Origin of the sequence: Amycolatopsis sp. NBC_00345 (assembly GCF_036116635.1) — a bacterium.
Lineage (GTDB): Bacteria > Actinomycetota > Actinomycetes > Mycobacteriales > Pseudonocardiaceae > Amycolatopsis.
Genome location: NZ_CP107995.1, coordinates 4,894,965 through 4,917,464 on the forward strand (window position 1 = coordinate 4,894,965; position 22,500 = coordinate 4,917,464).

General features: G+C 70.2%; 24 protein-coding genes. 8 read left to right on the forward strand and 16 right to left on the reverse strand.

The window, feature by feature from the left end:
• Positions 1-50: 50 nt before the first annotated feature.
• Genes OG943_RS21635 through OG943_RS21655 form a run of 5 tightly spaced genes read right to left on the reverse strand, consistent with a single transcriptional unit; the run spans position 51 to position 2,619 of the window.
• The gene (locus OG943_RS21635) at positions 51-812 is read right to left on the reverse strand and encodes an ABC transporter permease (RefSeq protein WP_328611607.1); all 762 of its coding nucleotides are present in this window, start codon (positions 810-812) and stop codon (positions 51-53) included.
• Positions 812-1,615, reverse strand: a complete 804-nt coding sequence (locus tag OG943_RS21640; RefSeq protein WP_328611608.1) for an ABC transporter ATP-binding protein — start codon at positions 1,613-1,615, stop codon at positions 812-814. The genes OG943_RS21635 and OG943_RS21640 overlap by 1 nt, the downstream gene beginning before the upstream one ends.
• Positions 1,612-1,938 carry a DUF1048 domain-containing protein gene (locus OG943_RS21645; RefSeq protein WP_328611609.1) on the reverse strand — a complete coding sequence of 109 codons (327 nt, stop codon included), beginning with the start codon at positions 1,936-1,938 and terminating at the stop codon, positions 1,612-1,614. The genes OG943_RS21640 and OG943_RS21645 overlap by 4 nt, the downstream gene beginning before the upstream one ends.
• Position 1,939: 1 nt before the next feature.
• Positions 1,940-2,296: a DUF1048 domain-containing protein gene (locus tag OG943_RS21650; RefSeq protein ID WP_328611610.1), complete on the reverse strand. Its 357-nt coding sequence runs from the start codon at positions 2,294-2,296 to the stop codon at positions 1,940-1,942.
• Positions 2,293-2,619, reverse strand: coding sequence for a PadR family transcriptional regulator (locus tag OG943_RS21655; protein ID WP_328611611.1), 327 nt, complete (start codon positions 2,617-2,619; stop codon positions 2,293-2,295). The genes OG943_RS21650 and OG943_RS21655 overlap by 4 nt, the downstream gene beginning before the upstream one ends.
• Positions 2,620-2,753: 134 nt before the next feature.
• Here OG943_RS21655 and OG943_RS21660 point away from each other — a divergent pair, with 134 nt between their 5' ends.
• Positions 2,754-3,101, forward strand: coding sequence for a hypothetical protein (locus OG943_RS21660; RefSeq protein WP_328611612.1), 348 nt, complete (start codon positions 2,754-2,756; stop codon positions 3,099-3,101).
• 7 nt (positions 3,102-3,108) lie between these two features.
• On the opposite strand, the gene OG943_RS21665 is transcribed toward OG943_RS21660, so the two are convergent.
• A complete protein-coding gene (locus OG943_RS21665; RefSeq protein WP_328611613.1) occupies positions 3,109-4,074 on the reverse strand; it encodes an Lrp/AsnC family transcriptional regulator in 966 nt (321 codons plus the stop codon).
• Between the two features lie 107 nt (positions 4,075-4,181).
• Between OG943_RS21665 and OG943_RS21670 the strand changes: the two genes are divergently transcribed.
• Positions 4,182-5,627: a carboxylesterase/lipase family protein gene (locus OG943_RS21670; protein WP_328611614.1), complete on the forward strand. Its 1,446-nt coding sequence runs from the start codon at positions 4,182-4,184 to the stop codon at positions 5,625-5,627.
• A gap of 64 nt (positions 5,628-5,691) precedes the next feature.
• On the opposite strand, the gene OG943_RS21675 is transcribed toward OG943_RS21670, so the two are convergent.
• Entirely contained in the window at positions 5,692-7,560 is a 1,869-nt protein-coding gene (locus tag OG943_RS21675) for a hypothetical protein (RefSeq protein WP_328611615.1), read from the reverse strand.
• A gap of 367 nt (positions 7,561-7,927) precedes the next feature.
• Positions 7,928-9,124, reverse strand: coding sequence for an MFS transporter (locus OG943_RS21680; protein WP_328611616.1), 1,197 nt, complete (start codon positions 9,122-9,124; stop codon positions 7,928-7,930).
• Positions 9,125-9,178: 54 nt separating this feature from the next.
• On the opposite strand from OG943_RS21680, the gene OG943_RS21685 reads away from it, so the two are divergent.
• Both OG943_RS21685 and OG943_RS21690 read left to right on the forward strand, forming a co-directional pair.
• A complete protein-coding gene (locus tag OG943_RS21685) occupies positions 9,179-9,946 on the forward strand; it encodes an AraC family transcriptional regulator (RefSeq protein WP_328611617.1) in 768 nt (255 codons plus the stop codon).
• Positions 9,947-9,985: 39 nt separating this feature from the next.
• Positions 9,986-10,795, forward strand: coding sequence for a methyltransferase domain-containing protein (locus tag OG943_RS21690; protein ID WP_328611618.1), 810 nt, complete (start codon positions 9,986-9,988; stop codon positions 10,793-10,795).
• A 54-nt stretch (positions 10,796-10,849) separates the two neighbouring features.
• Here the strand turns inward: OG943_RS21690 and OG943_RS21695 are convergent, their stop codons facing one another.
• Complete coding sequence (locus OG943_RS21695; RefSeq protein WP_328611619.1) at positions 10,850-11,380, reverse strand: kinase; 531 nt, start codon at positions 11,378-11,380, stop codon at positions 10,850-10,852.
• A 297-nt stretch (positions 11,381-11,677) separates the two neighbouring features.
• Positions 11,678-12,853: an LLM class flavin-dependent oxidoreductase gene (locus tag OG943_RS21700; protein ID WP_328611620.1), complete on the reverse strand. Its 1,176-nt coding sequence runs from the start codon at positions 12,851-12,853 to the stop codon at positions 11,678-11,680.
• A gap of 243 nt (positions 12,854-13,096) precedes the next feature.
• Between OG943_RS21700 and OG943_RS21705 the strand changes: the two genes are divergently transcribed.
• On the forward strand, positions 13,097-13,489 hold the full coding sequence (locus tag OG943_RS21705) for a cysteine/serine endopeptidase inhibitor (protein WP_328611621.1): 393 nt from the start codon (positions 13,097-13,099) through the stop codon (positions 13,487-13,489).
• Between the two features lie 10 nt (positions 13,490-13,499).
• Here the strand turns inward: OG943_RS21705 and OG943_RS21710 are convergent, their stop codons facing one another.
• Positions 13,500-14,759 carry a LuxR C-terminal-related transcriptional regulator gene (locus tag OG943_RS21710; RefSeq protein ID WP_328611622.1) on the reverse strand — a complete coding sequence of 420 codons (1,260 nt, stop codon included), beginning with the start codon at positions 14,757-14,759 and terminating at the stop codon, positions 13,500-13,502.
• A 375-nt stretch (positions 14,760-15,134) separates the two neighbouring features.
• Entirely contained in the window at positions 15,135-16,346 is a 1,212-nt protein-coding gene (locus tag OG943_RS21715; protein WP_328611623.1) for a helix-turn-helix transcriptional regulator, read from the reverse strand.
• Positions 16,347-16,579: 233 nt separating this feature from the next.
• On the opposite strand from OG943_RS21715, the gene OG943_RS21720 reads away from it, so the two are divergent.
• The 3 genes from OG943_RS21720 (at position 16,580) to OG943_RS21730 (ending at position 19,050) form a co-directional block, all read left to right on the forward strand.
• Positions 16,580-17,335 (forward strand): thaumatin family protein, encoded by a 756-nt coding sequence (locus OG943_RS21720; protein WP_328611624.1) that lies wholly within the window; start codon positions 16,580-16,582, stop codon positions 17,333-17,335.
• Between the two features lie 63 nt (positions 17,336-17,398).
• Positions 17,399-18,067, forward strand: coding sequence for a hypothetical protein (locus OG943_RS21725; protein WP_328611625.1), 669 nt, complete (start codon positions 17,399-17,401; stop codon positions 18,065-18,067).
• Positions 18,068-18,246: 179 nt separating this feature from the next.
• Positions 18,247-19,050: a BPL-N domain-containing protein gene (locus tag OG943_RS21730; protein WP_328611626.1), complete on the forward strand. Its 804-nt coding sequence runs from the start codon at positions 18,247-18,249 to the stop codon at positions 19,048-19,050.
• Between the two features lie 10 nt (positions 19,051-19,060).
• Here the strand turns inward: OG943_RS21730 and OG943_RS21735 are convergent, their stop codons facing one another.
• Genes OG943_RS21735 through OG943_RS21750 form a run of 4 tightly spaced genes read right to left on the reverse strand, consistent with a single transcriptional unit; the run spans position 19,061 to position 22,481 of the window.
• A complete protein-coding gene (locus OG943_RS21735; protein WP_328611627.1) occupies positions 19,061-20,320 on the reverse strand; it encodes an acyl-CoA dehydrogenase family protein in 1,260 nt (419 codons plus the stop codon).
• Positions 20,317-21,186, reverse strand: a complete 870-nt coding sequence (locus OG943_RS21740) for an SDR family oxidoreductase (RefSeq protein ID WP_328611628.1) — start codon at positions 21,184-21,186, stop codon at positions 20,317-20,319. Before OG943_RS21740 ends, OG943_RS21735 begins: the two co-directional genes overlap by 4 nt.
• A 13-nt stretch (positions 21,187-21,199) precedes the next feature.
• Positions 21,200-22,045, reverse strand: a complete 846-nt coding sequence (locus OG943_RS21745) for a MaoC/PaaZ C-terminal domain-containing protein (protein ID WP_328611629.1) — start codon at positions 22,043-22,045, stop codon at positions 21,200-21,202.
• 1 nt (position 22,046) lies between these two features.
• Positions 22,047-22,481, reverse strand: a complete 435-nt coding sequence (locus tag OG943_RS21750) for a type II toxin-antitoxin system Rv0910 family toxin (RefSeq protein ID WP_328611630.1) — start codon at positions 22,479-22,481, stop codon at positions 22,047-22,049.
• Between the last annotated feature and the right edge of the window lie 19 nt (positions 22,482-22,500).

A 22,500-nucleotide genomic window follows, 5' to 3' on the forward strand; every position in this document is an offset into this window, starting at 1 on the left:
CCGCGATCCGCTCGTGTTTCCTGGAAGCTGATCACCCGCCGCCGGGTCGGTCAGGAGATCCTGCGGCGATAGACGGCCGTGGCGAAGAGGTACGCGACGACGAGGATGCCGGCACACCAGGCGAGGGCGATCCAGATGTCGGTGCCGACCGGTTGCTGGGTGAGCAGGTCGCGGATGGCGTTGACGATGGAGGTCACCGGCTGGTGTTCGGCGAAGGCGCGCACCGGGCCGGGCATGGTGCCGGTGGGCACGAAGGCCGAGCTGAGGAACGGCAGGAAGATGAGCGGGTAGGAGAACGCGCTCGCGCCGTCCACGGTTTTCGCGGAGAGGCCGGGGATGACGGCGAGCCACGTCAGCGCCAGGGTGAACAGGATCAGGACGCCGGCGACCGCGAGCCACGCCGCCACTCCCGCGCCCGAGCGGAAGCCGATGAGCAGCGCGACACCCACGACGATCACGAGCGAGATCAGGTTGGCGGCCAGCGAGGTCAGCACGTGCGCCCACAGCACGCCGGACCGGGCGATCGGCATGGACTGGAACCGTTCGAAGATACCGCTTTTCATATCGGTGAAGAGCCGGAGCGCGGTGTAGGCGATGCCCGACGCGACCGTGATCAGCAGGATGCCGGGCAGCATGTAGTTCACATACGAATCCGCCCCGGTGGTGATCGCGCCGCCGAACACGTAGACGAACATCAGCATCATGGCGATCGGCGTGATCGCGGTCGTGATGACGGTGTCCACGCTGCGCGTGACGTGCTTCAGCGATCGTCCCAGCAGGACGGTGGTGTCGCCGTGGAAATGCGTGGTCATCATTGACCCCCACTGGTCCGGGCCGCGTTCCGGTCGTTGCCGCCGGCACCGACGAGCGTGAGGAAGACGTCCTCGAGAGTCGGCTGCTTCTCGACGTACTCGACCTTGGCGGGCGGGAGTAGCTGCTTGAGCTCGCCGAGGGTGCCGTCCACGATGATCCGGCCCTCGTGCAGGATCGCGATCCGGTCGGCGAGTTGTTCGGCCTCGTCGAGATACTGCGTCGTGAGCAGCACCGTCGTGTCGCGCCCCGCGAGTTCCCTGATGGACTGCCATACCTCGATGCGGGCCGCGGGGTCGAGCCCGGTCGTCGGCTCGTCGAGGAAGATGACCGGCGGATTCCCGATGAGGCTCATGGCGATGTCGAGGCGGCGGCGCATGCCACCCGAGTACGCCGCCACCTTCCGCGCGGCCGCGCCGGTCAGCGAGAAACGCGCGAGCAGGTCGTCCGCGATCGCGCCCGGATTCCTGAGGTGCCGCAGCCTCGCGACCAGTACCAGGTTCTCCCGCCCGCTGAGGATTTCGTCGACGGCGGCGAACTGCCCGGTGAGGCTGATGGACTCCCGGACGTCCGCCGCCTGCGTGGCGACATCGAAACCGTGGACGCCCGCCGTCCCCGTGTCCGCCTTGAGCAGCGTGGACAGGATTCTCACGACCGTGGTCTTGCCCGCCCCGTTCGAGCCGAGCAACGCGAAAATGCTGCCTCGCGCCACGTCGAAGTCCACCCCGCGCAGCACCTTCAGGTCCTTGTACGACTTCTCCAGGCCCCGCACCTGGATCGCCGGGCCCTCCCGATCGGCTGTCATTTCTCGGCCCCGCCGGGTTTTCTGGTGACGGACTCCTGATAGATGTCCGCGTAGGTCGGCGAATCCTTGATCAGGTCGTCGCAGAAGGCGGCGACGTCGTTCCCGATGAGTTCCAGGACTCCCTTTCCGGCCGCGACGCCCTCCTCGAAGAAATCGACGATCCCGGAGAGCAGCTGCCCGTCGGACAGGTCGACCGGCCCGACCTTGAAAAGGTACTTCTGCATCTCCTGGTAGACGATCCGGTAGTCCGGCGGGAGCGCCTTGACCCGCGCCACGTGCGCCCGCCACTGCTTCTTGCCTTCGATGATGTCCTGAATACCCATATCAGCCTCCTAACCGGCCCAATTTCCGGGCGACGTTCCTGTTCAACTGCTCACGCCACCGGTCGCGATAGTTCCGGGCGCCTTCTCCGCCGGCCAGCGCCGCGCAGAAGCCCGCGATGTCGTCACCCAGCACCTCGTGAATGCCCTGCCCGTCGGCCGCTGTCTCTTCGAGCAGCCCCAGCGCACCGTCGAGGATCGGCATCAGGTTGCGACCGGTGAAGTCCCCATGGGGGAAAAGCTGGCCCTTGATCTCTTCCCACGCCGCCCGGTGATCGGCCGGCAATTTCCCGGCCCGGGCTTCGAATTCCTTGAATTCCCTGGTGAGATCGCTGCCGGTGATGGTCTCCCAGAAGTTCATCTCCCGCCCTCCTTGAGCTTGTCGATCCGCGATGTGACGTATTCCCATTTCACCCAGAACGTCGCCAGTTCCTGGCGCCCCGCGTCGTTGAGCGCGTAGAACTTGCGCGGCGGGCCCTGACCGGACGGTCGTTTCGTCACCTGAAGGAGCCCGTTCTTCTCCAGTCGCAACAGGATGGTGTAGACCGTCCCCTCGACGACGTCGGCGAAGCCGAGTTCGTTCAGCCGGCGCGTGATGGCGTACCCGTAGGTCTCCTCGCCGCCGATGATTTCCAGCACGCAGCCCTCGAGCGTGCCCTTCAACATCTCCGTCAGGTCGTCCATCCCGGTCCTCCTGGCCGCACTGGTACTCCGTATCACTGAGTACCAGTACACGGTAGCACAAGGTAGTGGGGGCTCGGCAAGCGTCGAGCAGCCTCAGGGAAACTGATCTCCCACCGCCGGAAAGGACAGACCTGGTGCTCGAGTTGAAGAACCTCCTGCTCACCGCGCCCGACATGGACGCCCAGCTCGCCGACTTCGCCACCTTCGCCGCCGAGCCCCAGTTCCGGGACGGCGACCGCTACGCCGTGCTCGACCCGGCGTCCGCGCAGGTGGGGATCGCGCTCGCCGCGCCGGAGGACCATCCGGCACCGGGTGAGCTGGTCCTCACCGCGAAGGCCGCCCACGTCCAAGCCGCCGCGGACGAGCTCGTCGCCGCCGGCGCGCAGCTCGTCAAGCCGCTGCACGAGGGTGGGCACGAGGTGCGCGCGCTCGTCCGCCTGACCGGCGGGCTGCTCGTGATGATCTACGGGCCGGAGGCCTGAGCCGCGGTCAGAGGCTGCCCGGGCGGACCAGGCCGGTCCGCTTGACCCCGGTCAGGATGGGGGTGGCCTCGGCCGTCGCGATCCGGTCCAGGCCGCCGAGGGTGTCGTTCAGGAAGTGGTACAGCGCGTCGAGATCGGCCGCGGCGACGGCCACCAGGAGGTTGGCCGGGCCGGTGGTCGCGGCGGCGAAGCGGACCTGGGGGTGGCGGCTGAGCCGGCTGCCGGTCTCCTCCAGGCCGCCGGGAGCGGCCGTGATCCACAGGAGGGCCTCGGCGCGGATGCCGAGGCGGGCCAGATCGACTTCGGTGGCGAGCCGGATGACGCCGCCCGCCAACGACTCCAGCCTGCGGCGGGCGGTCAGCGGCGTGGTGCCGGCCCGGTGGGCGAGGTCGGTGTAGGAGGCCCGGCCGTCCTCGGCCAGTGCGGCGATCAGCTCGTGGTCGACCGGCAGGAGCGCCGGACGAGCGGGCGCCGGCGGACGCAGGCCGGACAGCTCGGCCTCCGTCAGCAGGCCGCCGCTCCAGTCGAAAGCGGCCGGGAAGACCCGCAGGAGGACGTACGAGGTCCACGATTCGACCTCGGGCGTCGCCGGGAGGTCACGCAGGAGCAGCTTGGTGCGGGCGTCCGGCCCTTCGAGGAACAGGATGGCGCAGATCTCGTCGCCGCCGCCGAGGACGTCGACCCAGATGGTGTCCGGGCGGCGGGCCAGGGTGGCGGCGATGGCGCGGATCCGGTGGGGCCGGCACCGGATCCGCAGGGCCAGCGGGATCAGGCCGGGAAACCACACCGGATTGCGCACGGCGGTGGCCCGCAGCGTCCCGTCGTGGAACAGCGGTGCCGCGCGACGCACCACGGTGCGCTCCGAGAGGCCGAGCACCCGGCCGACCGTGCGCCACGAAGCTCGCGGCGAGGCCAGCATCGCCGCGGCGATCCGGCTGTCTGCCTCGTTCAGCTGATGGCGCACTTTCTCCATATCCGAAGATCATATGTCCGTCATCCGCGTTCGGCAGCTCCGCTCCTGGCTCAGATCACCGCACCGGGATAGAACCGAGAGCATCCGAGACGAGCGAGGTGAGCACGATGACAGGCCGGATCGCGGACACGATTCACGGCAAGGTCAACGGCGTCGAGCGGGGTGTCGAGCCGGGTGTCGAGCAGAGCGGGGTGGTCTCCTTCCGCGGGATCCCCTATGCCGCGTCACCGGTCGGCGGGCTGCGTTTCGCGCCGCCGCAACCACATCCGGGTTGGGCCGGGGTACGGGAGGCGACCCGGCCCGGACCGGCCGTACCGCAGGCCGCCTCCCGGCTCGAACGCGTGATGGGGCCCCGCGTGCCGGACTGGAACGAGGACGGCTGCCTGACCGTCAACGTGCACACCCCGCGGCCCGCGTTCGAAGGCGGCCCGCCCCGCCCGGTCCTGATCTGGTGGCACGGCGGCGGTTTCACCAGCGGCTCCGGCGGATGGGACTGGTACGACGGGGCCCGGCTGGCCGAGCTGGGTGACCTGGTGGTGGTGACGGCGAACTACCGGGTCGGCCCGCTCGGTTACCTGTACCTGCCGGAAATCGGCGCCGCCAACCTCGGCGCGCAGGACCAGGCCGCGGTCCTGCAGTGGGTGCAGGACAACATCGCGTCGTTCGGCGGGGACCCGCGCACGGTGACCGTCGGCGGGCAGTCGGCCGGTGCGTTTTCGGCGCTGTCGCTGGCGCTTGATCCGCATACCGCGGGACTCGTCACCCGCGTCCTGCTGGAGAGCGGCCCCTTCGGCCTGCCGCCGCAGGATCCGGGGGACGCGGCCGAGACCGCCGCGGCCTACCTGCGGCTGCTGGACATTCCGGCCGACGCGAACGCGTTGCGCGCGCTGCCCGTCGAACAGTTGCTGTCCGCCTACGGCCGGCTCGCGCGTCCGGGCCAGGTCGCCCCGCCGATGTACCCGGTACTCGGCGGGCCCGGGATGCCCCGTGCTTGGCCGCAGGCCCTCGCCGACGGTGCCCTGGAAGGCAAAGCACTACTGATGGGCACCACCCGCGACGAGGCAACGGCCTTCTTCGCCTTCGACCCGAACGTCCAGGGCCTCACCACCGCCAGGGCACTCGACCTCCTGACCGGCCAGCTGGGCGAACGCGCCCACGACGTCTACCGGCAACACGCCGCCCGCCTCCCCCACGCGACACCGGCGCAGGTCTTCACCGCGATCCAGACCGACGAACTGTTCCGCACGGACACGCTGCGCATCGCCGACCACCACGCCGCCGGCGCGAACACGGCCTACGTCTACCAATTCGACTACCAGCCCGCCGAGGACGAGCACGCCTTGGGCGCCACCCACTGCGGCGAACTGCCGTTCCTCTTCAACGCCTACGACGCCTACCCGAACAGCCCGATGCTGGGTGTGCCCACCGCCGCCGACCGGGTTTTGGGCCGCACCTTCGCCACCGCGGTCGCCGAGTTCGTCACCACCGGCTCGGTGCGGGACTGGCTGCCCTACGCACCCGCGACGGACACCCGCATCCGGCACTTCGGCTGAGCACAAAAGACGGTCAGGCGCGACTGTCCGCACCTGACCGTCCACTGTGCTCGTCCACTGTGTCCTAACGGTTGATCTGCACCTCCGCCTTTTGGCCGGGGCCGGGGGTGACCGCGACGGTGAACAGGTGCGTGGCCGCGTCGTAGCTCACCGGGCCGGCCGTGCCGCTCAGTGCCGTCGCCTTCGGGGCCGTCGGGACGTAGCCGCGCAGCTGGACCGAACGCTCGCCGGCGGCGAACTGGACGGTGGTCCGCACCTGCCCCTGGTCGGACAGCTGGCTGATCCGCTTGCCACCGGCGGAAACGAACTTGCCGGCGTCGCCAAGGAAAGCGATGCCGGACTTGCCGACCGGGGAAACCACGTAGTACGAACCGTCGCTCACCGTGCCGGTGAAGCGGCCGCCGGCCGGGACCAGCTGGCCCTTGCCGGTGAAGTAGTCGTACACGTAAGCGGCGCCGTTGACTCCGAGTTCCGCCGGGCTGAAGCCGATCGGCTGCGAGCCGCCGTTGCGGGCGTAGGCGAACACATAGGCGTCGCGCAGTCCATTGTGGTCACTGTGGGTGGCGGCGACCATCGGAGCCTGCGCGTCCTTCGCGACCGCGAGGTACGTGCTGTCCAGCGGCACGATCGCGGTGTCCGGCTTGACGAGCACACCGTCACCGCGAACGGCCTGGTTGAGGTTGGTGGTGCTCACCTCGCCGATCTTGTCGCCGACGCCGACCATGCCGCCGGAGAGCAGCGACAGCACCAGGTTGTTCGTCTCCTTGCTCATGAACACGTCGCTCCACGGCTGTTCGCCGAGCGAGCCGGCCAGGTGCGAGTCGAACAGGTACTCGTCCCACTTGTCCCGGTCGAACCGGTCACCGCTGACCCGGCTGGTCTGGAGGTTCTGGTACTTCGTGCTCTGCAGGTAGTTCCACGGCAGCGGCATGCAGTACTGGAGGTCGATGCCCTTGGCCGCGGCCGACTGCGCCATGTTGCCGACGAAGGCGTTGGGGTCGGAAAGGTTGTACTGCGCCTGCGCCCCGTCCGAAAGCCAGTCCTGCTCGTAGCCGACCACGCCGGCGTCGGACAGGTAGCGCATGGTGCCTTCCCAGAACCGCGGATCGGTCACCACGTTCCCGGACATCGTGTACTGGCTGTGGTACGGGCTGGACGGGTCCACCCAGCGGGCGTGGGTGATGAGCGGAAGGCCCACCTGGTTACGGAAGGCCGCGAGCCCGTCCTGGAAAAGGTCCGGCGCCGCCCGGAAGGTGTACTCGCCGCCACGCAGGTTTCCGTTGCCCTGCCAGGTGTTCGAGGACCCCTTGGGGTACCACCAGCTGTCCAGCTGCAGGTACCCGAGCGGGATGCCGTGATCCGCGAAGTCCTTGGCGGCGGCCAGCAACGTGCCGGTGTAGCCGAGTTTTTCGTCGTACTTGTAGTAGTACTCGGCGCCGTTGTCGGTCCAGTAGCCCAGCTTGTTCAGTGTGTCGTTGGCGTCGTTCGGGACGCGGTGCTTGCCGCCCAGCGCCATCAGGGCCGAGCCCCAGGTGCCGTACGTGGTGCCGATCCCCTTGCCCAGGGCCAGGATCGACTGGTGGGTGAACCCGGCCGGCAGCGTCGTCACGCTGGCCGCGATGCCCGCGGACAGCGTGTTGTCCGCGCCCACGGCCAGCTTCGCCACCGGGAAGTTGTCGGCCGCGGAGAACATGAACCCGTTGGCCTGGTCGTCGAAGGACAGCAACGGGCTGTCCGGGGCGGGCGTGCCCTCGAACTTGTACGTGGAGAACGCCCTGTCCTGGAACGATTCGTGGTGCGGCAGCACCGGTGCCTTCAGGCTGGGGAACGGCACCCCGGACGCGGGCACGTTGGGCGAGGCGGCCACGGTGGTCGAGCCGAACAGGACCGCAGGGGTGTTCTGGTACACCCGGATGCTCGCCGTCCTGGCCACCGAATCGGTGTAGCCGAAGTCGATTTCCCGGTAGGAACCGATCGAATCCTGTCCGGTTCTTGTCCGGTTCCCGGTGACTTTCGTGCCTACCGAACCGGTGAAAGTCCACGCGGCCGGCTGTTGTGCGCGCACCTGATAGGTGCCGTCCTGCTGCACGGCCGCGGTGATTCCGGCGGCCGTTATCGAGGTGGAAGATGGTTGTGCGCCAACGGGTCCGGCGTTCACCGCGGATCCGGCGGCGAATACTGCGACGATCACTGCCACGCGAAACTTGTGCGCCATATCGGACGAGTATCCGCACCGCCGCGCCCCGCTACAAGCCGTCTTCCGCATGATATTTGACGTTCATGTATGTGAACCTTAATTGTCAGGACCGGACATTTTCGGAAACCGCCGGTGCCGGGTCGGCCAGGCCGCGCGAGGCCAGGAACGAGATGACCGGCATGACCACAAGCGACAGCAGCGCCCACTGCAAGGTGGTCGCGTTGGCAAGCGCGCCGATCGCGGGCGCGGCCAGGCCGCCGATGCTGACCGCGAGGCCGAGGGTGACGCCGCTCGCGGTGCCGATCCGGTTCGGCAGGTAGTCCTGGCCGAGCGTGACGTGCAGCGAGAACGGCACGTACAGCGCCAGCGCGGCGATCGCCACCGCCGGGAACACCGCGTACCCCGGCGCGAGCGCGATCGCGGCGACCGCGGGCACCGAAACCGCGTAGGAGACGCGCAGGGTGCGGGTCCGGCCCCAGCGCCCGGCCAGCACGCCGCCGAGCAGGGTGCTGAGCGCGCCGACACCGAACAGCACGACCAGCGCGGCCTCGCCGGCGGTCGCGCTGCCGACCCGCTGCGTCACCCAGAGGGCGAGGAAGGTGTTCATCCCGAACGTCACGATCGAGCGCGCGACGACCACGACCGTCAGCAGGCCAAACTGGCGCCAGTTGTCCCGGCCGAGCGGCTCGGAGCTCGCCTGGTGGTGGTGGATGGCCGACTGCGGGCCGCGCAGCCGGCGCAGCAACGCGGCGGTGCCAAGGCCGCCGACGACGGCCGGGATCAGCAGGAACGGGCTCGCCCCGAGGCCACCGGCCTGCAGGACCGGGGTGACCAGGATCGGGCCGAGCGCGAAGCCGACGTTGCCGCCGAGGGAGAACCAGCTCATCCCGACGTGGCCCTTGCTCGCGATCCGGCGGGCGATGCGGGCCGATTCGGGGTGGTAGGCGGCGACGCCGAGGCCGGACAGGGCGATCGCGAGCCAGGTGAACGCGTAGGAGTCCCCCAGGCCGGACAGGCCGATGCCGGCCCCGGCGACGGTCATGCCGGCCGGGACGAGCCACGGCATCGGGCGCCGGTCGGTGAGCACGCCGAACAGCGGCTGCACCACCGAGGACAGCAGGGTCGCGGCGAGCGTGATCCCGGCCGCGGCGAGGTAGCCGTAATGCCGCTCCGCCACGAGGAACGGGACGATGGCCGGGACGGAGCCCTGGTACAGATCGTCGATCGCGTGGCCGGCGACCACGACGATCATCGGCCACCGCGAGGTAGTGGGACTGGTCGAAGCACGGATTGTCGTCATGTCCTCATCGTCGGACCGGCGGGGGTCTTCCCGATTCCGGTAATATGCCGAGTTGTGTCGAATCCTCGCCACTACCCGGAGGCGTCCACCGACATCCGGGACCTGGCCGCCACCACGCGCGTCGCCGCGCACTGGCACGACGGGCACCAGGTCGTCTACGCCAGCAGCGGGGTGCTGGCCGTGCACACGGCGACGTCGCGGTGGATCACGCCGGCCCATCGCGCGCTGTGGATCCCGGCGGGCACCGTGCACTCGCACCGCGCGTACGGCGTGACCCGCTTGCACCTGTTCGGGATCCCGAAGGAGACCAGCCCGCTGAAGCTGACCGAGCCGACCGCGCTCACGGTCACGCTCCTGCTGCGGGAGCTGCTGATCGCCTACACCGCGCTCGGTGACGAGCGCGAGACGCCCGCCGGCCGGCGGATGCGGGGCGTGCTGTTCGACCAGCTCGCCATCGCCCCGGAGCGGCCGGTGCAGGTGCCGGCCGCGCGGGACCCGCGGCTGGCCGAGGTCTGCCGGCTGCTGGAGGAGGACCCGTCGGATTCCCGCGGCCTCGAAGCGCTGGGCCGCGCGGTCGGGACGAGCGGGCGGACCCTGACCCGGCTCTTCCGTCACGACACCGGGATGACGTTTCCGCAGTGGCGCACGCAGTTGCGGCTCTATCACGCGCTGCGGCTGCTCGCCGAAGGCCGGTCCGTCACGTCGGTGGCCCAGCTGTGCGGATTCGCCACCACCAGCGCGTTCATCGACGTCTTCCGGCGCTCCCTCGGCCACACCCCGGGCTCGTACCTCCACAATGGACCATCCCGAACCGTGGGATGATAGTTGCACTATGTGGGACGGTCGTGAGACTTTACGACCATGAGCAACGCCGCCCATTCGTACGGCCAGGGCCACGCCGAGAGCGTGGTGCGCTCCCAGCAGTGGCGCACCGTCGACAACTCCGCCGCCTACCTGCGCGCGGAACTCCGCCCCGGCCTTCGGGTACTGGACATCGGCTGCGGCCCCGGCACCATCACCGCCGACCTGGCCCGGCTCGTGGCACCAGGCCGGGTCACCGGGCTCGACGTCGCCGAGGACATCCTCGGCCAGGCCCGCCGCCACGCCGCCGAAACGGGACGAGACAATATCGAATTCCGGCTCGGCGACGTCGCCGCCCTCGAATATCCCGACGCCACCTTCGACGTGGTGCACGCCCACCAGGTCCTGCTGCACCTGCGCGATCCCGTCGGCGCCCTGCGCGAAATGCTCCGGGTGACCAAACCCGGCGGGGTGGTCGCCGTCCGCGACACCGATTACCTCGGCGCCCTGTGGTTTCCCGCCGACCCGCGCCTGGACCGCTGGCGCACCGTCTACCGCGCGGTGGCGCACGCCAACGGCGCCGAACCCGACGCCGGCCGTCGCCTGCTGTCCTGGGCGCACGCCGCGGGCGCCACCGACGTCACCCCGAGCGCCTCCATCTGGAGCCACTCGACCCCCGCGGAACGCGCCTGGTGGGGCGGAATGTGGGCCGAACGGATCCTCGACTCCCGCATCGCCGAACAGGCCGTGGACGGCGGCCACGCCAGCACCGAAGACCTGCACGAGATCTCGGCCGGCTGGCGCGACTGGGCCCGGCACCCGGACGGCTTCTTCGCCATCCCGCACGGCGAGATCCTCTGTCGCAAGTAGACCCGGCCCAGGACGGGTCACTCCGTGGCCCGCGATCGCGGCGCGACCGAGCATTCAAGCCGATGCTCCCCGACCCGGCTCCGGAACCGCGCCGACGATGCGGTCCACCGTGTCTTCCACGGTCAAGGCCGGCCCGATCGTCAGCTCGCCCGGGGCACCGAGGCGGTCGTCGGGGAGGTACCAGCCGCGCATGTCCGCCGCGGTGAACTCGGCCGCTTGCTGCCGAGTTCCGTGCCGTCGGACGGTCTCCTCGAACGGCACCTCGAAGAAGCACACCACGACCGGGCCACCGTGCTCGGCGATCAGGCGGTGCAGCATCGGCCCGTACCGCGCGGCCGGCAGGATGCCCTCGACGATCACGTCATAACCGGCACCGAGGGTGTGGCGGCAGATCGTGTCGATCAGGCCGATGTTCACCCCGCCGGGAATGTCGCGCTCGCGCAGGATCTCCCGCCGCACCGTGTCCTGGGAAACCAGACCCGTCCCACGCCCCCACCGCCGGCGCAGCGCCATCGCGGTCGTGGTCTTGCCACTCCCGGACGGGCCGCGCAACATCACCAGCCGCGGTTCCCCCGCCTGAGCCACACCGTCCCCTTTCGCCGCTCCCGGTCTCACCGGGGACAACCGCTGCGGACGTTACCGTGCCCGCTGTCCCGCTCCGGTGGGATGCTCACCGGCGATGGTCAGCGTTTTCAGGTCATGCGCCAGAAGTGGCGAGGCATAGATCTTGAGGACATCGGTTCGGGCCGGGCAGACGTCCAGGTCGGGGCAGACCAGGGGAATGAGTGCGCGTAGCGCTTTCGCCAGCTGCGCGTGGGGCAGCTGACCGAGCCAGCTGCGCGTAAGTGGCCGGGTTCACCTCCTTCGATTACCGGCACCCGGTCACCCGCGATCGAGGTCGGGGATGAGCTCGCCGATCAGCTGGATGCTCCGGGTGACCTTGTCGTGGGCGAGGCCGCCGATCTGCTGCAGGCACATCATCCGGTCGATGCCGAGGCCGGCGTAGGCCCGCAGCTTCTTGAGGCAGGTGCCCGGACTGCCGACGATCAGCGAGTCCTGCGCGCTGAGCACGGTGAAGATCTCGTCGTCCGGCACCTTTTCGCCCTGCAGGATGCGGCCGATCAGCAACGCGGCCTCGCTCGGCGGGTCAGCCGCCTCGCCGCGGAGGAAGCCGCCGGTGAGGCCGCCGCCGTCGGGGGCTTCCGCCAGTCGCTGCTGGAGCTGGGCCGTGCGGACGTACTCACTGGCCGCCTCGAAGAAGGTCAAGGCCGTGACCGTGTACCAGGCGGCCGCCGCGGCGGCGCCGTTGCGCATCGCTTCCTCGTCGGTGTCCGCGCAGTGCACGAAGGTGAAGAACCCGACCTGGTTGTTGACGAACGCGCCCACCGGGTCGGTGCACTGCGCGGCCGCCTCGCGGTAGAGCGAGACCATCCGGCCCGCGCGTTCGAGCGACTCCCACATGGTCGTGCCCAGTACGCCGACGCCGCGTTTTCCCGCGTCCTCGAACGACTTCGGGCTCGCCGCCGCCTGCCACAGCGGCGGGTGCGGCCGTTGCAGCGGTTTGGGCGAAATCGACACGTCGTCGATCTGGTAGGCGTCGCTGTGGCAGGAGAACCGGTCCGTGGTCCACATCTTCGGCACCATCTCGAACGCCTGCTGCGTCTGGGCCCGAGCGTCGTCCGGCTCGACGCCAAACAGGCGCCACTCCGGGATCGTCGAACGGGTCAGCCCCAGCTCGACCCGGCCCCCGCTGAGGTGGTCCAGCGTCGCCGCGCGCTCGGCGACGCGGATCGGGTGGTTGAAGCGGCCCGGCGCGAGGACGGCGGCGTGGCCGAGCCGGATCCGGCTGGTGCGCTGGGAAAGCGCCGCGAGCATCAGCTCCGGCGCCGAAGACAGGCTGAACTCGGCGGCGCCGTGGTGCTCGACCTGCCACCAGCACCCGTAGCCCAGCTCGTCCGCGAGCACAGCCTGCTCGATCGCCTGCGCGAACCGCAGCTGCTCATGGCCTTCCGGCCACGGCCGGGGATTCTGGATCTCGTTGAACAGGTCGATCTGCATCGGATCCTCCACGGGTCGCCGGCTCCAACCGTAGAGTCGGACACTCCCCGCTGTCTGCCGCCGTCCGAGCTCGGTCTCGTCCACCGCGGCGCCGCTGCTTCCCTGTGGCCGGACCGCAACGTCCACCGCCGCCGGCTGCGGCCGTCCCACAGCAGGGGCCGTCCTCCGTTGCGCCCGGCCGGGCGGGGCCGGATGCTGAGGCCGAACCTCGCCACCGCCCCTGCGAGAAGGCCGGTCCCCACCATGAAGACCTTGCTGAAAGCCGCCGGCGCGGTCGCGTCCGCGGCCGCCCTCACCCTCGCCGTCGGCGGGACCGCCGGCGCGAGCCCCGCCACCAGCGGGAGCGCCACCTACTACACCGACGCGGGTTACGGCGCCTGCGGAACACAGATCAACGCGAGCACGGACATGCTGGTCGCCGCACCGGCCGCGCTCTGGACCACGCCGAACCCGAACAACGACCCGCTGTGCACCAAGTCGATCCGGGTCACCTACAACGGCACGACGATCACCGTGCCGATCAAGGACAAGTGCCCGACCTGCGAGCCCACCAAGATCGACCTGAGCCTGCCCGCCTTCGGCCAGCTGGCCGACCCGAACCTCGGGATCATCCAGCTGGACTGGGAAATCCAGTAGTCCCGCCGGATCAGGGCAGCGGCACGGGCAGGGTGGCCAGCTCGCGCCGGCCGGCCACACCGAGCTTGCGGTAGACGCTCGAGAGGTGGAACTCCACCGTGCGCACGGTGAGGAACTGCTGCTCGGCGATGCTGCGGTTGCTCATCCCGGACCGGGCCAGCTCCGCGATCTTGCGCTGCTGCCCGGTCAGCCGGTCGCCGGCTTGGCGGGCGAGCCGGTGCACCGCGGTTTCCGCGCGTGCGGCCCAGGCCGGGTAACCCGCCTTGCGGGCGAGATCCCGTATCTCGCCGAGCATCGCGGCGGCCTGCGGGCACTGCTGCTCGGCGCTGAGGAAGTGCGCCAGGTCGTAGCGCGCACGGAGCAGGTCTTCCGTGGCCGGGCCCCGGGCGAGCGTGTCCGCGGCTTCGCGGGCCTCGCCGGAGGTCCGGCCCTGCACCACGGCGTGCGCGTGGATCGCCACGCCGAGCGTCCGCGGATCCGGCCAGCGGCGGGCCAGCCTCAGCTCACGGTCGGCGAGCACCGAGGCCAGCCGGTGCCGTCCGGACGCGCGGGCGCACAACGCGGCCCGGGACCGCCACGGGGCGACGGCCGGATTCCGCACCCCGCGCTCGGTGAGCAGCCGGCCGCATTCGAGGAACGCCGTCCTGGCCACGTCGTGGCGTTCCGCCGCCAGTTCCAGTTCTCCCAGGGCTGCAAGCAGTTCGGCCTTGTCCTCGCTGTGGGCGAAGGACTCGCCGCAGACGTGGTCGAGGATCCGGCGGTACGCCGTGTCGAGATCGCCCCGGCTGACGTGCGCGGCCGTCGACCACGCCACGAGCAGATCCCGCGGCCGCGGTCCGGGACCGCGTTCGAGCGCCTGGTCCAGGATTTCCGCCGCCGCGGCGGGATCGCCCCGCAGCCAGGCCAGCCGGCCCCGCAGCGCGAAGGCGAATTCCCCCAGCGCCCCGGCGGTGTCCGCGCCCCGCACGGCAAGCACCCGGTCGCAGTGCTCCCCGGCGAGGCCGGTCTCCCCGGCGTGCACGAGCGCCACCGCGGCGTGCCAGAAAGACAGCACGTCGTGCCGGCCCGGCGAGCGCAGCACGAAGACTGCCTCGCGGATCACCTGGTCCCGGTCCTCGCCGCTGTTGGCCATCGCGGTCGCGCGCAGCGCGTGGTCGCGTTCGGGCGGCGCCGCGGCGGCAGCCCGCGCGGCGGCGGCGCCACCCGGTGCGTAAGGCAGCCCGGACGCCGGGCCGGCACCCGCTGGCTTTTCCCTCCCCGTCGACGACAAGAGATGCTCCTCTGCCTCACTGGCGCCAAGGTTTCACCGTCTTCTCGCCGATGATGGTGCCCCTTCACCGCAGGACCGGCGTAACCCGGGGAAGATCGGCAACGGGGCCCGCGAATGACGTGCTCACCCAAGTGGCCCAGCGGCGAGTCCGGCACTGGCCCGCCGCACGGCCGTGACCAGTGCGTTCGTCCCGCACGCGAGGAAGGCGGGCAACGGGATCCGACCATCGATGTCACTCGTTAGCGTGACGGCCGGCCCAGAGTAATCCGGGCACGGAAATTGCCCGGCAATCGGTTGTTTTCTTCCCGGATCCGGGTAAGCGGAGTTATCCGGAAGATTGTCCCACACGCCAGGGAAATGGTCGGCCGTGGTCGGTCACCCGGCCGGCAGCCATTCCTGATCGAGCAGGTGGAAACGGAGTTCGTCCCGACCTCGCACGCCGAGCTTGCGGTAGACCTGCGAAAGGTGGAACTCGACCGTGCGCACGGCGAGGAACTGCTTTGCCGCGATGTCCTGGTTGCGGAAGTTGGCCAGGGCGAGAAAGGCGACCTTCAGCTCGGTCGGGGTCAGTGCCGCGCCGGGCCACGGATCGAGCCCGCGCAACGCCTCTTCGGCCCGCGCCGCGCGATGCCGGCTCCCGGCGCCCTGGAATCCCGCGGCGGCCTTGGTGAACTGCACGCGGGCGAACGCGCGCTGCCCGGTCCGCAGCAGCCACCGGCCGAGTTCGTAACGGGCCTCGCCCGCCTCGATCGCCGCTTCGCCGACTTCCAGCAGCTCGGCGGCCTCGCCGAGCAAGTCGATCTCGTGCCCGTCGCCGGCCAGCAGCGCGACGGCGGCCAGCGCCTCCCCCACCACCCTGGGTTCGCCCCAGGCCAGCGCGGCTTCGTGCTCCTTACGGGCCAGCTCCGCCGCCAGTTCCGCGTCACCACCGGCACGGGCGCACCACGCCGCCCGCCGCCGCCACGGGGACACCGCGGGATTGACCACCCCGTGCGCGGTGAACTGCCGCCCGGCGGCCAGGTGCTCGGCCAGCGCGGCGCGGAAGTTCCCGTCCGCCATCGCGATCAGCCCACGGGCGCACCGCAGCTCCGGCCCGTTCCGGACGTCGCTGCCCGGCTCGGCGAGCAGCGCGCCCGCTTCGGCCGGCCGACCGCGGCTGACCAGCAGTTCGGCGGTTTCGGCCACGATCACCGGGTGCAGTGCCGGCCCGATCGGCCGGTGCCGGAGGTGGTCGTAGAGCTCTCCCGCAGTGTCCAGATCACCACGCCACCGGGCGGTGCGGGCGCGGATGAGCGTGCCCCGGTCGAGCACTTCGCGGTCCGGGTGGTCGCAGTGGCCGAGCCGGGCCACCGCGCGGTCGGCGGTGGTCAGCTCCCCGGCCAGCACCAGGGTGGTGAGCGCGTCGAGGACACAGCCGGGCCGCCGGACGCAGCCGGGGTCGGCCAGCGCCAGCTCGGCCTGGTGGACCGCGACCGCCGGGTCCCGGCCGGCGCGGGCCAGCACGATCGCCCGCCGCGCCGGGCACGAGCCGGGCGGCGATGCCGTGGTCGGACCGGATTTCCCGGGCCGCGAAAGACAGGACGACACAGCGGAAACACTCCCGAGCGGGGCGGCGGGGAAGGTCCGCTGAGCCGGTGTGCCGCCCACACTGTTTTCGACAATAGGGACAGTGCCGGATTCGTCAATACTTGCGGCACTGCCTGACCGGTTGTCTGTCTCGCCGCGGTTCGCCGGAAATGTGCGGCCGGACCGTAAAGACGGATCCCGCCGCCGCGGCGACACTTTCCCCGTACCCCAGTCCCGGACCCGGAGGAACAGCGATGCGCAGAGCCCTCTTCCCGGCGCTGGCCGCCCTCGCGGCCGCCGCGCTGATGGCCGCAAGCGGAGCGTCGGCCGGCACGACGGCGATCGCCGCGGACGGTCCCACCGTCACCTTCGTCAACCAGAGCGGCGAAACGCTCTGGATCGGCAGCACGGTCAACGCCGACGGCTCGGAGAACCTGAGCGGACTGCCGGTCATCGAGGACGGCCAGCAGGCCACGGTCACCGTGCCGGCCGCCGATCAGCACTGGCGGGGCAAGTTCTTCGGCCGGCAGGGCTGCACCGGCGATTCCGGCAGTTCGTTCCACTGCGCGATCGGCGACTGCGGGCCGGACGCCGGCGGGTGCGCCACCGGTGAGCAGCCGGCGAGCCTGGCCGAATTCAACTTCGACCCCCAGGACCAGCTGGCCCCCTGGTACGACGTGAGCTATGTGAACGCGGTGTCGCTGCCCATCACGATCGATCCCGCCGGCGGCGGCGCCCGCTCACCGAGCGCCGAATGCGAACCCGTCGGCTGCCCGGATCCGCTGCTGCAGTACTGCCCGCCGGAGAACCTGACCAAGGACGGCAGCGGCAAGCCGGTGCTGTGCACCAGCCCGAACCGCGACGCCAAGACCCCCTACAGCGACGCGATTTCCAGCCACTGCCCGAAGGCGTACGCATGGTCCAAACAGGACACCGAGGGAGGCAACCAGACCGTCCGGCAGTGCCGCGGATGCAGCGGCTTCACGGTGACCTTCCACCCCGGCGTCTGACCCGGCCCGAGGTGCGGAACGAAGAAGGGCGGTAGCTCGTGATCAAAGGTGCGACCGCTCTACGTGCACAGCACGGACCAGCCGGACCGGCACGACGAGCTGGTCGAGCAGTTCCGCACCTTCGCCGACCAGATCGACGACGACTTCGCCGAGGCGGCGGGGCGGCTCGGCGGCGGAACCCGGCACGTCCGTTTCACGACCGGCGGCGACTGCCGCGCCACCGTCGACGACGTGGCGATCGACCCGTCCGCAATGGACACTGTGGACACGATCACCGACGCGATCACGGCACAGGGCTACGACCACGCCGACCGCAAGTACCTCGTCTGGTACGACAAGGACGGCTGTGGCCTGGCCTTCGGCAACGGCGGCGACGACCGTCCCGGCGCGGACAACCCGTACAACGCGGGACCGCACTACGCGACGGTCGGCACCGGCTGCTGGTCGTGGGAGGCCAGCGGGCACGAGCTGCTGCACACCCTCGGCGCGGTGCAGTCCAGCGCACCGCACGCCACCAGCAACGGGCATTGCTGGGACGACGAGGACATCATGTGCTACGACGACGGCGGCATCCCGAACCCGCCGGGCGGCCTCGTGAAAGTCTGCGAAGGCGCGCCGGAGAACCAGATCGACTGCAACGGCGACGACTACTTCAACACCAACCCGTCACAAGACAACTACCTCGCCACGCACTGGAACGTGGCGAACAGCGAATACCTGATCGCGCAATAGCCCGTGTGCGGTTGACGCGGTGTCGGTGCGCTCGCCATTTTCCCGGACCTGGGAGCGTGGCCGTGGCCGTGTCGCAGCCAACAGGGCGCTGGGGAAGCGAAGCTGGCAAGATGGACATTGCCCCCGAAAGCTTCCTTCCCAGCCCATCGGCGGACCGGGAAGAACAGGAGAGAGCAACCATGCCCGGCACGGACCCGAGCATCAACCCCCGCCCGTCCGTGCTGAACCGGCGCCGGCTGCTGTTCGGCGCCCTCCCGGTTGCCGCCCTGCTGGCGGCCGGCTGCGCCCAGCCCGCTACCGGCCAGCCTGCCGGCCAGCCGAGCGCCCGGCCGCCCCTCGCGCTGGTCTACAACGGCCCGCAGGGCTGCACCGCCTGCGCGCCGACGATCGCCACCCTCCTGCGTCAGGCACCGCGGCCGTACCAGGTCAAGTTCGTCGACGGCGCCCCGACCGCCGCCGCTCTGGCCGAGGCCGACCTGTACGTCCAGCCCGGCGGCGGCGCCGACCTCGAAGGGACCTGGCAGCACCTGAGCGGCTCCGCCGAGGTGGTCCGCGACTGGGTCCGAAACGGCGGCAGCTACCTGGGCCTGTGTTTCGGCGCCTACCTGGCCGGCCGCAGTCCGGGCTTCGACCTGCTGCCCGGCGACACCACCGGGTACGCCGGCACCCCCGGTGCCTCCGTCCCCGACGACCGCGACACCGTGGTGGCGGTGACCTGGCAGGGCCGGCCGCGGCACATGTACTTCCAGGACGGGCCCGCTTTCGCCCTGGACAACGACGCCGACGCCACCGTCCTGGCGACCTACCCCGACGGAAGGGCCGCCGTGGTCGTCACCCCCTACGGTAAGGGCCGGGTCGGAGTGAGCGGCCCCCACCCGGAGGCCGACGAATCCTGGTACGACGACAAGGGACTGACCAATCCCGACGGCGTCCGCTTCGACCTGGCCTACGAACTGATCGAAGCGACCGCCGGACGACGGTGAACCCCGGCGATCACCCGTTCAGCAGTCCCTTCGCGATGTGGGTCACCTGGATCTCGTTGCTGCCCGCGTAGATCATCAACGACTTCGCGTCCCGCGCGAGCTGCTCGACGCGGTACTCGGCCATGTATCCGTTGCCACCGAACAACTGCACCGCCTCCATCGCGACCTCGGTGGCCGCCTCCGAGGAGTACAGCTTCATCGCCGACGCCTCGGCCAGTGACGGGAGCTTGCCCGCGCGCAGTTTCTCGATGGTGGAGAAGACCATGTTCTGCACGTTGACCCGCGCCACCTCCATCTTCGCCAGTTTCAGCTGGATCAGCTGGAAACGCCCGATCTCCTGGCCCCACAGCTTGCGGCTCTTCGCGTACTCGACCGAAAGCCGGTGGCACTCGTTGATGATCCCGAGCGACAGCACCGCGACGCCCATCCGCTCGGCGGCGAACCCGGACTTCACTTCGGCCCGGCTGTCACCGCCCGCCTCCGGTTCGGCCTCACCGAGCAGCCGGTCCCGGCCGAGCTTGACGTTGTCGAAGAACAGCTCGCCGGTGGGCGAGGACATCATGCCCATCTTCTTGAACGGCTTGCCCTGGGCGAAACCGGCCATGCCCTGGTCCAGCACGAAGGTCAGCACCTTGCGGTCGCGCCGGTCCACGCCGTCGCCCTCGTCGAGCTTGGCGTAGACGACCGTCGTGTCCGCGTACGGGCCGTTGGTGATGAACGTCTTCTGTCCGTTGAGGACATAGCCGTCACCGTCGCGCCGGACGTAGGTCTTCATCCCGCCGAACGCGTCCGAGCCCGAGTCCGGCTCGGTGATCGCCCAGGCACCGACCTTCTCGAACGTCGCCAGCCCCGGCAGCCACCGTTCCTTCTGCGCCAGCGTGCCCTTGGCCAGGATGGTCTGCGCGGTCAGCCCGAGGCTCACCCCGATGGACGCGACGATCCCCAGGCTGACCCCGGCCAGCTCGCTGATCGCGATGACCGCCATCGACTCCTGCCCGCCGAACGCGCTGCCGCCCGGGCGTTCCTTCTTCTCCGGCTGGGGTTCGCCGGCCGCGATGGCGGCTTCGGTCCTGCGCTGCTTGGCCAGCAGGCCGGTGATGGCCTCCCCGGCCAGGACGTCGAGGCCGAACGAGCGGAACAGCTTCCGGATGAGGTCGTACGGCGGCAGCTCGCCGCTCTCCAGGTCGTCGAGGCGCGGCCGGATCTCTTTGTCGACGAACTCGCGGATCGAGTCCCGGATCAGCAGCTCGGTCTCGGACCATTCGATCACGGCAGCCGCCCGGCGATGTCGTCGATGCCCCACGGTCCCTCGGTCTCGATGACCTTGACGTCGTGCCAGCCGGCGAGTTCGGAGATCGCGCCGCCCTGCACCGCGAACACCTTGCCGGTCAGCGCGCACTTCTCGGTCGCGAGGTAGGCCACCAGCGGTGAGATGTTCGCCGGGGAGAACGCGTCGAATTCGCCTTCCTCGACCTCCTGGGCGAAGATCGCGCCCATGCCCGGGGTGGCCAGCGTCAGCCGTGTGCGGGCGATCGGCGCGATCGCGTTCACCCGCACGCCATAGCGTTCAAGCTCCTCCGCGGCGACGAGCGTCAGCGCGGCGATACCCGCCTTCGCGGCGCCGTAGTTGGCCTGACCGGCGTTGGGCAACGTGACACCGGACGCCGACGCGGTGTTGATCACCGCTCCGGCGACCTGCTCGCCGGCCTTGCTGCGCGCCTTCCAATACACCGCGGCGTGGTGCAGCACCGCGGCATGGCCCTTGAGGTGCACGTTGATCACCGAGTCCCACTGTGACTCTTCGAGAGTCGCGAGGAACGCGTCGCGCAGAATGCCCGCGTTGTTCACCACGACGTCCAGCCGCCCGAAGGCCTCGACAGCCTGCTCGATCAGCCCGGCCGCACCCGCCCAGCTGGCGACGTTGCCGGTATTGGCCACGGCTTTGCCGCCGGCGGCCCGGATTTCGTCGACGACTTCCTGCGCGGGCCCGGCATCCGAGCCGCTGCCGTCGTTGGCGCCCCCGAGGTCGTTGACGACCACGCTCGCGCCCTCTTTCGCGAACAGCAGCGCGTGCTCCCGGCCGATCCCGCGGCCGGCACCGGTGATGACGGCCACCCGCCCGTCAAGTGCTCCCATGGGTTTTCGCTCCTTAGCTCACGAACTCGGCGAGGCCGTCTTTGAGGACGACGGTGTCGCCAACGGTGGTTTCGAACGCATACGCCGCGTCGCCGGCGCGCCGGATCTCGGTGCTGAGATCCTGGCCGGGCAGCACCGGCTTGGCGAACCGCACGGCAAGCCGCTTCATTTTGTCCACATCGGACTCGCCGACCTCGGTCAGCACCGCCCACGACGTGAACGCCATGACACACAGTCCGTGCGCGATGATCCCCGGCAGCCCGGAGTCCTTCGCGACCTCGGGGTCGAGGTGGATCGGCATCGGGTCGCCCGCGGCCGGCCCGTAGCGGTACGTCTGGTCGTCGTCGACGTGCTGGACGGTCTTCGCCACCGGTGGCCGCGCGCGCAACGACTCGTCGAACTTGTGCCCCGGGGCCAGCTCGCCGCGCGTCTCGCCGGTGTCGAAGCCGCGGACGAAAAACGTCACGTACTGCTCGTTGACGAGTTCGCCGTCCTCGGTGCGGCTTTCGAGGTAGACCGCCGCCCGCGACCCGTTGGGCAGGCCTTCGTACCCGGTCATCTTGCCGCGCGAGACGAGCTTGTCACCGGGCCTGATCGGGCGGTGGAACCGGAAGTCCTGCATCCCGTGCAGGACCCGGCCGAACAGCCCGGTCGGCACGACCTCCAGCGCGGGCTCCAGCAGCGACTCGAACACCGGCACGATCGCGAAAACCGGGCTCGCGACGTCTCCGGCGACGTGGGCCGGGATCGGGTCGTTGGTCGCGGCCGCGTACTCGGCGAGCCGTTCGCGGGTGACCTCGAACCGGCTCTCATCGGTCCATTTGCCCAGCCCCGCGGGATCGAACCTCTCCTCGGTCACGTCAGGCCCCGATCAGCTCTTTGAACTTCTCCAGCGACGCGTCGAGGTTCTTCTTGCCGTCCTTCTCGACGGCCTTGCCCAGGGCGCCGACGATCATCTGGCCCGAGAACTCCGCGTCGATCGTCGCCCTGGCACCGTCGCCGTCCGCCTCGACCGAGAGCGCGAAGCTGACCTTCACCCCGGCCATGCCGGTGCCCGAGATGACCAGCTTCGCCGGTGCCTGGAACTCGTCGACGGTCCAGGTGATCGTGTTCGGCATGCCCAGCATCGTGACGACCTCGGACACCTGCGCGCCCTGGGAGAACTCGGCCGGCACCTCGCCCTTCCACTTGGTGTGGATGGTCAGCCACTTCTCGAAGTTGCTGGGGTTGGAGAACTCCTGCCACACCTTGGCAGGCGCGGCGGGAAGCTCGACGGACGCGTTGATCTGGCCCATGACTGTCTCCTGTGCTCTC

Excerpts from the sequence above, each read along its gene's own strand:
- OG943_RS21635 (WP_328611607.1), bottom strand. The coding sequence starts at position 812 with ATGACCACGCATTTCCACGGCGACACCACCGTCCTGCTGGGACGATCG.
- OG943_RS21640 (WP_328611608.1), bottom strand. The coding sequence starts at position 1,615 with ATGACAGCCGATCGGGAGGGCCCGGCGATCCAGGTGCGGGGCCTGGAG.
- OG943_RS21645 (WP_328611609.1), bottom strand. The coding sequence starts at position 1,938 with ATGGGTATTCAGGACATCATCGAAGGCAAGAAGCAGTGGCGGGCGCAC.
- OG943_RS21650 (WP_328611610.1), bottom strand. The coding sequence starts at position 2,296 with ATGAACTTCTGGGAGACCATCACCGGCAGCGATCTCACCAGGGAATTC.
- OG943_RS21655 (WP_328611611.1), bottom strand. The coding sequence starts at position 2,619 with ATGGACGACCTGACGGAGATGTTGAAGGGCACGCTCGAGGGCTGCGTG.
- OG943_RS21665 (WP_328611613.1), bottom strand. The coding sequence starts at position 4,074 with ATGGAGAAAGTGCGCCATCAGCTGAACGAGGCAGACAGCCGGATCGCC.
- OG943_RS21670 (WP_328611614.1), top strand. The coding sequence starts at position 4,182 with ATGACAGGCCGGATCGCGGACACGATTCACGGCAAGGTCAACGGCGTC.
- OG943_RS21680 (WP_328611616.1), bottom strand. The coding sequence starts at position 9,124 with ATGACGACAATCCGTGCTTCGACCAGTCCCACTACCTCGCGGTGGCCG.
- OG943_RS21690 (WP_328611618.1), top strand. The coding sequence starts at position 9,986 with ATGAGCAACGCCGCCCATTCGTACGGCCAGGGCCACGCCGAGAGCGTG.
- OG943_RS21700 (WP_328611620.1), bottom strand. The coding sequence starts at position 12,853 with ATGCAGATCGACCTGTTCAACGAGATCCAGAATCCCCGGCCGTGGCCG.
- OG943_RS21705 (WP_328611621.1), top strand. The coding sequence starts at position 13,097 with ATGAAGACCTTGCTGAAAGCCGCCGGCGCGGTCGCGTCCGCGGCCGCC.
- OG943_RS21720 (WP_328611624.1), top strand. The coding sequence starts at position 16,580 with ATGCGCAGAGCCCTCTTCCCGGCGCTGGCCGCCCTCGCGGCCGCCGCG.
- OG943_RS21730 (WP_328611626.1), top strand. The coding sequence starts at position 18,247 with ATGCCCGGCACGGACCCGAGCATCAACCCCCGCCCGTCCGTGCTGAAC.
- OG943_RS21740 (WP_328611628.1), bottom strand. The coding sequence starts at position 21,186 with ATGGGAGCACTTGACGGGCGGGTGGCCGTCATCACCGGTGCCGGCCGC.
- OG943_RS21750 (WP_328611630.1), bottom strand. The coding sequence starts at position 22,481 with ATGGGCCAGATCAACGCGTCCGTCGAGCTTCCCGCCGCGCCTGCCAAG.